Source organism: Skermanella rosea, from assembly GCF_016806835.2.
Classification (GTDB): Bacteria; Pseudomonadota; Alphaproteobacteria; order Azospirillales; family Azospirillaceae; genus Skermanella; species Skermanella rosea.
The window spans coordinates 975,001-986,462 of sequence record NZ_CP086111.1 but is presented as its reverse complement, the minus strand read 5'-3'; the positions used below and the strand labels follow the sequence as shown (position 1 = coordinate 986,462).

General features: G+C 60.0%; 7 protein-coding genes, 3 tRNA genes, 2 rRNA genes and 2 pseudogenes (1 of these 14 running past the window's edge). 4 read left to right on the top strand and 10 right to left on the bottom strand.

Translation table 11 applies throughout. From position 1 onward, the window contains the following. Positions 1 to 25 precede the first annotated feature (25 nt). On the top strand, positions 26 to 3,295 hold the full coding sequence (locus JL101_RS04580) for a DUF499 domain-containing protein (protein WP_211111227.1): 3,270 nt from the start codon (positions 26 to 28) through the stop codon (positions 3,293 to 3,295). A 358-nt stretch (positions 3,296 to 3,653) separates the two neighbouring features. On the opposite strand, the gene JL101_RS04575 is transcribed toward JL101_RS04580, so the two are convergent. From JL101_RS04575 to JL101_RS04565, 3 genes are all read right to left on the bottom strand, one after another. Next, complete coding sequence (locus JL101_RS04575) at positions 3,654 to 4,718, bottom strand: tyrosine-type recombinase/integrase (protein ID WP_203099455.1); 1,065 nt, start codon at positions 4,716 to 4,718, stop codon at positions 3,654 to 3,656. Between the two features lie 192 nt (positions 4,719 to 4,910). Then, a complete protein-coding gene (locus JL101_RS04570) occupies positions 4,911 to 5,153 on the bottom strand; it encodes a hypothetical protein (RefSeq protein WP_203099454.1) in 243 nt (80 codons plus the stop codon). A 33-nt stretch (positions 5,154 to 5,186) separates the two neighbouring features. Then, on the bottom strand, positions 5,187 to 5,465 hold the full coding sequence (locus JL101_RS04565) for a hypothetical protein (protein ID WP_203099453.1): 279 nt from the start codon (positions 5,463 to 5,465) through the stop codon (positions 5,187 to 5,189). 326 nt (positions 5,466 to 5,791) lie between these two features. Here JL101_RS04565 and JL101_RS04560 point away from each other — a divergent pair, with 326 nt between their 5' ends. Both JL101_RS04560 and JL101_RS36755 read left to right on the top strand, forming a co-directional pair. After that, positions 5,792 to 5,983 (top strand): hypothetical protein, encoded by a 192-nt coding sequence (locus JL101_RS04560; protein ID WP_203099452.1) that lies wholly within the window; start codon positions 5,792 to 5,794, stop codon positions 5,981 to 5,983. Between the two features lie 321 nt (positions 5,984 to 6,304). Further along, positions 6,305 to 6,676, top strand: a pseudogene (locus JL101_RS36755) (recombinase family protein); the annotation flags it as partial. On the opposite strand, the gene JL101_RS36750 reads toward JL101_RS36755, so the two are convergent. Then, complete coding sequence (locus JL101_RS36750; protein WP_323374710.1) at positions 6,677 to 6,898, bottom strand: hypothetical protein; 222 nt, start codon at positions 6,896 to 6,898, stop codon at positions 6,677 to 6,679. On the opposite strand from JL101_RS36750, the pseudogene JL101_RS36745 reads away from it, so the two are divergent. Then, positions 6,818 to 7,315: pseudogene (locus JL101_RS36745) on the top strand (recombinase family protein); the annotation flags it as partial. The gene JL101_RS36750 and the pseudogene JL101_RS36745 overlap by 81 nt on opposite strands. A gap of 294 nt (positions 7,316 to 7,609) precedes the next feature. On the opposite strand, the gene JL101_RS36740 reads toward JL101_RS36745, so the two are convergent. The 6 genes from JL101_RS36740 to JL101_RS04530 all read right to left on the bottom strand — a co-directional run. Next, a complete protein-coding gene (locus tag JL101_RS36740; protein ID WP_323374709.1) occupies positions 7,610 to 7,807 on the bottom strand; it encodes a hypothetical protein in 198 nt (65 codons plus the stop codon). Positions 7,808 to 7,982: 175 nt separating this feature from the next. Then, positions 7,983 to 8,059 (bottom strand) — tRNA-Met (locus JL101_RS04550). 69 nt (positions 8,060 to 8,128) lie between these two features. Beyond that, positions 8,129 to 8,243, bottom strand: a 5S ribosomal RNA gene (gene rrf, locus JL101_RS04545). Between the two features lie 99 nt (positions 8,244 to 8,342). Then, positions 8,343 to 11,097: ribosomal RNA gene (locus JL101_RS04540) — 23S ribosomal RNA — on the bottom strand. 249 nt (positions 11,098 to 11,346) lie between these two features. Further along, positions 11,347 to 11,422: transfer RNA gene (locus tag JL101_RS04535), tRNA-Ala, on the bottom strand. A gap of 10 nt (positions 11,423 to 11,432) precedes the next feature. Beyond that, positions 11,433 to 11,462, bottom strand: a tRNA-Ile gene (locus JL101_RS04530); it runs 47 nt beyond the window's last position.

Genomic DNA, 11,462 nt, shown 5'->3' with positions numbered 1-11,462 from the left:
CACGAGACAGTACGTTTTCGAAGGCATGGAGCTTCTTCCCGAAGCGCTGACCCCCTTTGTCGAGAAGCGCCTTGAGAGCTCCGTCTCCGGGCACTGGCAGCTCGAGGTCGTGAACCGCGTGAGCGGCCTCAAAGCCAACTCTAAAGGGGAGGTAGCTTGGGACCAGCAGGCTTTGCTCAAAACCATGATGGCGTTCTGGAAAGACGCCTTCGCCATGGTGCTCGGCCATCCGGAGCGCTCCTACGTATCCGAGCTGCTCGAGGTGCGGAACAGACTCTCCCACAATGAGAACTTCACCTACGACGACGCCGAACGCGCGCTCGACACTATGCGCCGCCTGATGGAGGCTATCAGCGCCGGGGAGACCGCCGAGCAGATCAGCAAGATGCGCGACACGATCCTGCGCACCAAGTTCACGGAGCTTCAGCGGAACGAAGAGCGCCGGAAGACCCAACGGCTCGACATTTCGGTCGAGACTGTTGCCGGTCTATTGCCGTGGCGTGAGATCGTCGAACCACACCAGGATGTGGCGACGGGCGAATTCATGCAGGCGGAGTTCGCCGCTGACCTCGGCAAAGTGCATACCGGCAGCGCCCCGTCGGAGTACCGCGATCCGCAAGAGTTCTTCAGCCGCACCTACCTGACCGACGGCCTCAGCACGCTGCTCATCGGCGCAGCCAAACGGCTCTCGAAGGCAGGCGGCGATCCGGTCGTCGAGTTGCAGACCAATTTCGGCGGCGGCAAGACGCACTCGATGCTCGCCCTTTACCACATGGCAAGCGGCACACCGGCCCAGGACCTGCCGGGTCTTGATCGTCTTCTCGACGAACACGGACTCACGGTGCCGAAGAAGGTGAACCGCGCGGTCCTCGTCGGGACTTCACGCGGTCCGCAGGATGTTCTGAACGCCGATGGCCGAAAAATCCGCACGACTTGGGGCGAACTTGCCTGGCAGCTCGGCGGGGCCGAAGGCTTCGACATGGTTGCTGAGAACGACGCAACCGGGATCGCCCCAGGTTCAAACCTTCTCGAAGAAATCTTCAAGCGGTACGCGCCCTGCCTAATCCTGATCGACGAGTGGGTCGCCTACCTGCGCCAAATCTACAAGGTCGAGGGCCTACCGTCTGGCTCCTTCGATTCAAACCTCTCGTTCGTACAGTCTCTTACCGAAGCTGTTAAGGCGAGCCCCGGAACCCTGCTCGTCGCGTCGCTACCGGCGTCTCAGATCGAAGTTGGCGGTGAAGGCGGTCAGGAAGCGCTCGCGCGCCTGAAGCAGACCTTCTCCCGAGTGGAATCGTCGTGGCGACCTGCCTCGCAGGAAGAGAGCTATGAGATCGTTCGTCGGCGGCTCTTCAAGCAGATACCGGGCGACAAGTTTCACCACCGGGACAATACACTCAAGCAGTTCGCCAAGCTATACCGCGAAAACACCAACGACTTCCCGCAGGGCTGCGCTGACGAGGATTACCGCCGCAAGCTCAAGAAAGCCTACCCGATCCATCCCGAGCTCTTCGATCAGCTCTATACGAGCTGGGGTTCACTTGAAAAATTCCAGAGAACGCGCGGCGTTCTGCGTCTGATGGCGCAGGTCATCCATGAGCTCTGGATGAGCAATGATCCTTCGGTGATGATCATGCCGGGGAGCGTTGCCATCAGTTCCGCGCGCGTGGAGCCGGAATTGCTGCACTACCTCGATGTGAGCTGGCAATCTATCATCGCTGCGGACGTAGATGGCGCGACTGCGACCCCATATAAGATAGATCAGTCAGCCCCCAACCTCAACCGTTACTCCGCCACACGCCGTGTTGCTCGCGCGGTGTTCATGGGGACGGCTCCCACGCATCAACAACAGAACAAGGGACTAGACGACAAGCAGATCAATTTGGGCGTCGTCCAGCCGGGTGAGCGGCCGTCGATCTTTGGTGATGCGTTGCGCCGCCTGACCAACCAAGCCAAGTTCATGCACGCGGACCTTGGCCGCTACTGGTACTCGATGTCGGCCAGCCTCAACCGGATCGCGGCGGACCGGGCGGGCCAGCTTGAAGAAGCCCTCGTCCTGATGAACATCGACAAGGAGCTTAATAAGTACATCAACAGCATCGGCGACCGCGGCCATTTCGACGCTGTGCAAGTCGCGCCGGGCAGCTCGGCCGACGTGCCGGACGAAGCGGGCGGCGTTCGCGCTATCGTCCTTGGCGTTGCGCACCCGCATACGGGGCGAGACGGTTCCGAGGCCATGACGGAGGCGAAGGACATACTCCTGCAGCGCGGGAGCACGCCTCGCGTCTACCGCAACATGCTGGTGTTCATCGCTGCGGAGTCCCGTCAACTGGACAATCTGAAGGACGCCGTGCGCTCCGCGCTGGCATGGGGCGAGATCATCCGCGACACCAAGCGGCTCAACCTCACCCACAGCGATAGTGCGCTTGCAGAGGCCAAGCTCTCCGAAGCCAATGAGACAGTCAAAACCCGTCTCAAGGAAGCCTGGTGCTATCTCCTGTACCCGGTTCAGGAGAGCGCGCAGGCGGATGTCGAGTGGACGTCCGGCAAGATACCTGCCCAGGACGGCCTGCTTTCGCGGGCCAGCAAAAAGCTGGTGAGCGACGAAGGCCTGCTGATCGAACTTGGGCCAACCCGGCTCGACCGCGACCTGCAAAAGTATATCTGGAACGGCAAGGCGCACCTCTCGCTCAAGGACATGTGGGAGTACCTCAACCGCTATACGTACCTGCCGCGCCTAAAGAATCAGGCCGTACTCGTGAAAGCGGTCCAGGCAGCGATTTCAGGCATGATCCCTGGTCCATTTGCATATGCAGAGCGTTGGGACGAGGCTTCTCAGTCTTATTTGGGTCTGGTGATCGAGAGGGGCGGAAATGCTCCGGTCGTCATCGACAGCGACAGCGTTATTATCAAGCCGGCCGTCGCTGAAGCGAACCGCCCGGCGCCCAAAGGTGAGACGCCTGCCGCCCCGAATGGCGGCTTCGACGGAGCTGGAGCCTCTGGGTCTGGTGGCAATGGCTCTACCCCTCCGGACGGCGGCGCAAGCGCGCCTGCCGAGGAGAAGTTACCCACCCGCTTTATCGGGACGGTGATGATCTCACCGGACCGGCCAGCGCGGGAGATTCACCAGATCGTAGAGGCCATCATTGAGCAGTTGACGACGGTGCCGGGAAGCGAAGTCACGCTAAAGCTGGAGATCGATGCTGAGGTTCCGAAAGGACTGGATCGGTCGAAAGTGCGCACGCTGATCGAGAACGCAACGACTCTAGGCTTCATAGAAAAGGTGGTTCGGTAGGAATCCCCTTCTTAGGCGTCGGGTATACCAGCCAGACACTTCCACTGTGTGGCTCGCGTAAGACGTCTTCGCGCCGCGCCACGAGCGCGGCGCGTGCCTGAAACGCTTTTCGAATAGCGGCTTCGCTGAGAGGGATTCGCCACAAGTTTGCCACACGCCGAAACGGGCCAAGCCGGACGATGGCAGATTTCTGCGGGTTTACGAGGGGCAGTGGTTTGTGGCGAAAACGTACCCCGAAGTGCCGTTTCTTTCCGTAACTTTAAGCTAAGTCATTGATTTGAAAGTGGTGGGCGGTACAAGGATTGAACTTGTGACCCCTTGCGTGTCGAGCAGAAAAAAAGAACAATAAACCAGCGTGTTAGCTGGCATTCGCCACAGACTTGCCACATGAGTTTTGCCGCATGCAGCCGAGCACGCTGACGGGACTTTGCTGGGCGGCCTCAACACGTTCGATCAGGTGCCCATAGACGTTCAAGGTCGTCTGGATATTTCGGTGCCCCATGAGGGTCTGTATCCGCTTCAGGTTCACCCGCTGGTCGATCAGCATCGAAGCGTAGAAATGGCGAAGATCGTAAGGCTTGTACTTCGGACGTTCGACCGTCTCGCCATCCTCCTTTACCTTCACCATCAAGCCGGCTTCCTCACACACGCTGGCAAATCCCCGGTTGCGCCAGTTGCGAACGCTCTGCCATTTGCCGGTGTTCGTCGGAAACACGAGATCGTACTCGTTCTTGATGGACTTGTTGTCGGCATAGTGGCGGATCATACCGAGCGTGTCCGTGCTCAGGTCGATAAACCGGCGCCCGGCCCGCGTCTTGGTGACTGTGATCTCGGTTCCGCCGCCTTCGAGTGCCCGGTCAACCTCAACCCCTGTCTCCTTGATGCTCGCCTTCGCGAGCACCAGATATTCCTGCGGCCGCATGCCGGAATCCACGGCGAGGTAAAGCATGGGTCGGTATCGTTCCCACGTCTTTTGGGTCTTGCGGTTCCTCGCATTCGCGAGACGATCTGCGGCGGCAAGCAGCTCCTGAATCTCGCGCTCGCTCGGGATGACGACCGGCTCGTCATAGCGCGATGTCGCCGCGACCGTGACCCCGTCCGCCATGTCGTAGGCGAGCGCGCCGCGACCGACGAGCTCCTTTACCATCGAATGAAAGGAGGTGAGAACCTTGTTCGCCACGTCCCTGCTGTGCTGCTCCAGCAACCATGAGCGAAACTGGATGATGTCCGGCTTGGTCAGCTCATGGAGCTCCTTGTCCCAGGCGTAATCATTGATGATACCGGCGCGGTATTCGTAATTGGCGAGCGTGTATTTCGTCACCGGCTCCCGGCCGTTCCGGCCTTCCCGTTCGCATACGTCGAGCCATTTTTGAACGCCTTGACCGACTGTCCTTATCTCTGTGCTGAGTGCCGTGCTGGCCAATCTTGCGCCAGCATCTTCCCTGAACGCCCGCGCTTCTTTCAGCGTGGTGAAGGTCTTGTAGGCATAGCCCGTCTTAGAAGCTTTACTCGGGTAACGTACTTGGTAAGTCGTACCTTTTCTGCCTGTTCTTTTTCTTATATCTGACATTGCTAAACATGATTAAACATGGACTCTGTAAATACAAGAACAATATTACCGTTCTCGGTTCTTCGATCTATTTTCCGCTTGCGCCTGCAATTCCTGATAAATGCGTACCAGCGTCCCCTTCTCGATCTTGAGCCTGCCATCGATGGGGTCAACGAAGAAGGGAAGTTTCCTTTGGCCGGTTGCGTCCTTGTCCGCCGCCCGCTTCATCTGCCGCTCGTTGAGCTCAAGCCCCATTTCGGCGAGCACCTGACGAGCCTGATCCAGATCGATGTAGCAAGGCAGTTTCAATCCTCTTCCGTCCTTTCCGGTCCGCCGCGACCCTTATAAGTCGTAGTCCTTGCAGGCGGGCCTGAAGTGGTTCGTGTACATGTAATGGACATAGCCGCCTCCGGGGCGGCGGACCTTGATCTGGTCGCCGTGCTCGTCGGTCACGAATATCTTGAGGCGCGGCGCTCTCACATAACGGACGTTGTAGATGTCCTTCAGCACCTGGATGTCTTCCCAAAGAGCGTGCGCCAACTCGTCAACGCTGATCGTCCCAAGCTCTTTGTACAGTATCGTAAAGCCAGTCGGCTCAAATGGCCCTTTGCTTCCAGCCATTTCTCTCCTTCGCAATAATTACCATAATATAATTATATGATAACATCTGCGTCCGGCTGGCTGCAAATTTGCAAATGCAAGTAAGTCTGCTGAACGCCTTGGTCTGAGCCGCTTTCCACGCATCCACAGCCCTCGGGTGACGTTAAAGACGCCCCGCAGCATCCGTGCCTGCACCCTGGCAGCGCCGGTCATCTTCTCCTCTTACTCTCCTCCTTTCGGTCCTCACGGCCCTTGCCGCCCATGGCGGGCCTTTCTGTCGCGATTTTGTGTGTCTGGCAGCGCGAAAGGCCCTGATGGGCAGGGCCTGAAGAACCAAGGAGGACACGATGACGAGGATCATCACTCCCGGCAGCCTGCAAGGCCGCAGCCTTCCTGAACTGCAAGCGCTGTTCCACGCCGCCCAGCAGGAGCTGGTGCAAAGCGAAGCTGGCTCGCAGGCAAGGCGCGATGCGCTCTCAAGCCTTGAGACGCTGAGCCTTGCGATGGCCCAGCGCCGTCTGCGCGGCCCCGGCCTGTAAGGTCAACCGCCTCCTCGATCCCGTGGTGAAAGCCACGGGATCGTTGCATGCAAAGCCGGTGACCAGCCCGTGCTCAAGAGAAAAGCAGCCGCGAGGCGCATTCTGAAGACGATCAGGAATTCAGCTTACGCGGCAGGCCATGCGAGCCAGCAAAACCAGAGCAGCGCGCGAAAAAGCGCAGGCGAAAGAGAAGCCTCATCCAGGCTTCGCCGCGCTCGCAAGGCTGCTCGCCCGCGATCTTGCCAAACGAACCCCCGAAAAGCCGTTGAGCCCGAGTCTAAACGGTGCATATCCTAGGGATTCAAGCTTCGAGGATGCGCCATGACTAGGGTTGCGATCTACGCGCGGTACTCATCGGACCGCCAGCGGGAAGCCTCCATCGAGGATCAGGTGCGGCTGTGCGAAGAGCGCGCCGCCCGCGAAGGCTGGAAGGTCACGCAGCACTACACCGATCATGCGATTTCCGGCGCAAGCCTGATGCGGCCCGGCATTCAGGGCCTGATGCAGGACGCGCAAGCAGGCAGGTTCGATGTCGTGATCGCGGAGTCCCTCGACCGCCTGTCGCGCGATCAGGAGGATATTGCAGGCGTCTACAAGCGGCTTCGCTTTGCGGGCGTCGCCATGCTCACGCTCTCCGAAGGCCCGGTGAGCGAGCTTCACATCGGCCTCAAGGGCACGATGGGCGCGCTCTACCTAAAGGACCTCGCCGACAAGACGAAGCGCGGCCTGCGGGGCCGCGTCGAGGCGGGGAGGTCCGGCGGCGGCAACTCCTACGGCTATGACGTGGTGAAAGCGTTCGCCGCCTCCGGCGATCCCGAGCGTGGCGAGCGCCGGATCAACGAAGCCGAAGCCGCCACCGTCCGGCAGATTTTCAACGAGTATGCCTCCGGCAAGTCGCCGCTCGCGATTGCCCATGACCTCAACGCCCGGAGCATCGCCGGTCCGTCCGGCAAGGGCTGGGGGCCATCGACCATCAACGGCAACTGGAGGCGCGGCACCGGCATCCTCAACAACGAGCTCTATGTCGGCAAGCTCGTCTGGAACCGGCTCGCCTACATCAAGAACCCTGACACCGGTAACCGCGTCTCACGGCTGAACGACCCCTCCGAATGGATCGTGAAGGACGTACCGGAGCTGCGGATCGTCGATCAGGAGCTCTGGGATGCGGTGAAGGTGCGGCAGGGTGCCATGCGCAAGCTGCCGGAGTTTCATGAACGGCAGCGCCCGCGCATGCTGCTCTCATACCTCCTGAAGTGCGGCTGCTGCGGCAGCGGATGCAGCAAGGTCTCGGCGCGCCATTACGGCTGCTCGGCTGCCCGCAACAAGGGTACATGCGAGAACCGTCTCACCGTCAGGCAGGACGAGCTCGAAGGGCTCGTCATCTCCGCCCTGCAAACGCAGCTCATGGACCCGAGCCTCCTCGCCGAATTTTGCGAGGAGTACACGCGGCATCTGAACCGTCTGCGCAGCGAGAAGAATGCGACACTGAACGCGGCCAAGGCCGAGCTCGCGCGCCTTACCAGGCAGCGCGAGAACATCATTGAGGCGATCAAGGACGGCGTTCCGGCGGCGGAGGTCAAGGACGGCCTCGCCCGCATCAGCGCACGGCGCGAGGAGCTGGAAGCACTACTCGCGGGCACGAAGGAAGAGCCTGCCCTGCTGCATCCGGGCATGGCAGAGCACTACCGCAGCCAAGTTGCCAGCCTTGCGCATGTGCTGAGCGCCGAAGAGAACCGCGCGGAAGCAGCCGACATCCTGCGCTCGCTCATCGACCGGATCGTCCTCACCCCGAACGGGGAGGGAAAGCTCGACATCGATCTCCATGGCGATCTCGCGGGAATCCTGAGCCTCGCCACAAACGCGAACAGGCCGCTCAGTGAGAGCGGCCCGTTGCAGGACAAGATGGTTGCGGGGAAGCGCAACCGCCTTGTCCTGCCGGGCGGCAAAGAAAAAGGCCGCCCGGATGTCCGGACGGCCGATCTTGTTCAGCAGGTTAAGATGGTTGCGGGGGCAGGATTTGAACCTGCGACCTTCAGGTTATGAGCCTGACGAGCTACCGGGCTGCTCCACCCCGCGTCAGGGCGACGGACATGCGGGAGAATTCGTGACGGTTGGTTTGCCTTGAAGCGCGCGGGCGATTGGTGGACCTGGCGGCGACCTACTCTCCCACGTCTTGAGACGCAGTACCATTGGCGCGGAGGGTTTTCACGGCCGAGTTCGGGATGGGATCGGGTGCGGGCCCCTCGCTATGACCACCAGGTCGACCAAGCGCCCGGGTGCTTCGAGGTGATGAGGATGCGATGCGTCTTCGACGGATGCCTGTCGTGCGGGCTTTCTGCTGCGCATGACGCGCGATGTCGGGATCAAGCCGATCGAGCGATTAGTAAGGCTTAGCTTCACGCGTTGCCGCGCTTCCACACGCCTCCTATCGACGGGATGGTCTATCCCGGCTCTAAGGGGAGTGCTTGTTTTGAGGGGGGTTTCCCGCTTAGATGCTTTCAGCGGTTATCCCGTCCGCACTTAGCTACCCGGCGATGCGGCTGGCGCCACAACCGGTACACCAGAGGTGCGTCCATCCCGGTCCTCTCGTACTAGGGACAGCGCCTCTCAGCACTCCGACACCCACGGCAGATAGGGACCGAACTGTCTCACGACGTTCTAAACCCAGCTCACGTACCACTTTAATCGGCGAACAGCCGAACCCTTGGGACCTGCTCCAGCCCCAGGATGTGATGAGCCGACATCGAGGTGCCAAACCTCCCCGTCGATGTGGACTCTTGGGGGAGATCAGCCTGTTATCCCCGGCGTACCTTTTATCCGTTGAGCGATGGCCCTTCCACGCGGGACCACCGGATCACTATGGCCGACTTTCGTCTCTGCTCGACTTGTCGGTCTCGCAGTCAGGCTGGCTTATGCCATTGCACTCGTCGAGCGATTTCCGACCGCTCTGAGCCAACCTTCGCGCGCCTCCGTTACTCTTTGGGAGGCGACCGCCCCAGTCAAACTCCCCGCCATGCAGGGTCCCGGCTCCCGGTTCAGGGAGCGCGGTTAGATGCCAGAGATCCCAAGGGTGGTATTTCAAGGATGGCTCCGCGCAAGCTGGCGCCTGCGTTTCATAGCCTCCCACCTATCCTACACATGGGAACCCTGGCACCACTGCAAAGCTGGAGTAAAGGTGCACGGGGTCTTTCCGTCTGACCGCGGGTACTCCGCATCTTCACGGAGAATTCAATTTCGCTGAGTTGGTGTTGGAGACAGCGGGGAAGTCGTTACGCCATTCGTGCAGGTCGGAACTTACCCGACAAGGAATTTCGCTACCTTAGGACCGTTATAGTTACGGCCGCCGTTTACCGGGGCTTCAGTTCGGAGCTTGCACCCCTCCCTTTAACCTTCCGGCACCGGGCAGGCGTCAGACCCTATACGTCGTCATGCCAGACTTCGCAGAGCCCTGTGTTTTTAGTAAACAGTCGCCACCCCCTGGTCTGTGCCCCCCGCCCCTGCTTGCGCAGGAACGGGGCCCTCTTCTCCCGAAGTTACGAGGGTAATTTGCCGAGTTCCTTCAACACCATTCTCTCAAGCGCCTGGGTATGCTCTACCTGTCCACCTGTGTCGGTTTCGGGTACGGTCTGTATGGCAGGGCTGTTTCCAGGAACCCCTCCAGCGCACGGCCAATCCGATAAGGCCGCACGCACTTCGGGATTCGTCACCTCTGCCAGGCCCTGGAATATTAACCAGGTTCCCATCGACTACGCCTTTCGGCCTCGCCTTAGGGGCCGGCTCACCCTGCGCGGATTAACCGTGCGCAGGAACCCTTGGACTTCCGGCGAGAGTGTTTCTCACACTCTTTGTCGCTACTCATGTCAGCATTCTCACTTGCCATACCTCCAGGCAACCTCACGGGTGCCCTTCATCGGCCTAGGCAACGCTCCGCTACCACGTCGTCATCGTGAGATGATCGACATCCGCAGCTTCGGTGGGTGGCTTGAGCCCCGGTACATTTTCGGCGCAGGCCGGCTTGTCTAGACCAGTGAGCTATTACGCTTTCTTTAAAGGATGGCTGCTTCTAAGCCAACCTCCTGGTTGTCATGGCCTTCCCACATCCTTTCCCACTTAGCCACCACTTGGGGACCTTAGCTGGCGGTCTGGGCTGTTTCCCTCTTGACGATCGACCTTAGCACCGACCGTCTGTCTGCCGGACTGTGCTCCACGGTATTCGGAGTTTGGTTAGGTTTGGTAAGCGGTGAGGCCCCCTAGCCCATCCAGTGCTCTACCCCCGTGGGCAATCATCCGACGCGCTACCTAAATAGCTTTCGCGGAGAACCAGCTATTTCCTGATTTGATTGGCCTTTCACCCCTAGCCACAGGTCATCTCCGACTTTTTCAACAGGCGTGAGTTCGGTCCTCCAGTGCGTGTTACCGCACCTTCAACCTGCCCATGGCTAGATCATCAGGTTTCGGGTCTAGAGCATGCAACTGAAACGCCCTGTTCAGACTCGCTTTCGCTGCGCCTCCACCTACCGGCTTAAGCTCGCTGCATACTCTAAGTCGCTGACCCATTATACAAAAGGTACGCCGTCACGGCACAGGGCCGCTCCGACTGCTTGTAGGCATCCGGTTTCAGGTCTGTTTCACTCCCCTCGTCGGGGTGCTTTTCACCTTTCCCTCACGGTACTGGTGCACTATCGGTCACTGAGGAGTACTTAGGCTTGGAGGGTGGTCCCCCCATGTTCAGGCAGGATTTCACGTGTCCCGCCCTACTCGAGGATCGCGGAGGTCATTACCCGTACGGGGCTGTCACCCGCTCCGGCCCGACTTTCCAGACGGTTCCGGTTGTCCCTCTGCGACCACTGGCCTGGTCCGCGTTCGCTCGCCACTACTTGCGGAGTCTCGGTTGATGTCCTTTCCTCCGGGTACTTAGATGTTTCAGTTCCCCGGGTTCGCCTCTTCCTCCTATGTATTCAGAGAAAGATACCGCCGAAGCGGTGGGTTGCCCCATTCGGAAATCCACGGATCAAAGCCTGCTCGCGGCTCCCCGTGGCTTATCGCAACGTGCTGCGTCCTTCATCGCCTCTCAGTGCCAAGGCATCCACCAGATGCCCTTCAGACGCTTGATCTCGACATACGGATGCGTCACGCGCAGGAGAAAGCCCGCACGCATCCGGCAAAGATGCATCATCATGACCCAACCGACTGCCTCCCCATCGCTGGGGCGACGGCCCTGTCGGGTCATCCTCGGTCACGAATTCTCTTCACATGTCAAAGATCCCATACCCGCCTCGGCGGATACCTGTTTTCTCTCCCGCGGATATCCTGGTTCCCGGTCTGCGTCATGATCTGTCATCATTCGCCCTGCCCTTCCTCCCTGGTGGAGGCGGACGGGATCGAACCGACGACCTCATGCTTGCAAAGCACGCGCTCTCCCAACTGAGCTACGCCCCCGAGGGGAGGATGGTGGGCCTGGGAAGACTTGAACTTCCGA

Coding starts and splice junctions, on each gene's coding strand:
- JL101_RS04560 (WP_203099452.1), top strand. CDS start 5,792: ATGACGAGGATCATCACTCCCGGCAGCCTGCAAGGCCGCAGCCTTCCT.
- JL101_RS04580 (WP_211111227.1), top strand. CDS start 26: ATGGAGCTTCTTCCCGAAGCGCTGACCCCCTTTGTCGAGAAGCGCCTT.
- JL101_RS04565 (WP_203099453.1), bottom strand. CDS start 5,465: ATGGCTGGAAGCAAAGGGCCATTTGAGCCGACTGGCTTTACGATACTG.
- JL101_RS36740 (WP_323374709.1), bottom strand. CDS start 7,807: ATGGAGATCGATGTCGAGCTTTCCCTCCCCGTTCGGGGTGAGGACGAT.
- JL101_RS36750 (WP_323374710.1), bottom strand. CDS start 6,898: ATGGGCAATCGCGAGCGGCGACTTGCCGGAGGCATACTCGTTGAAAAT.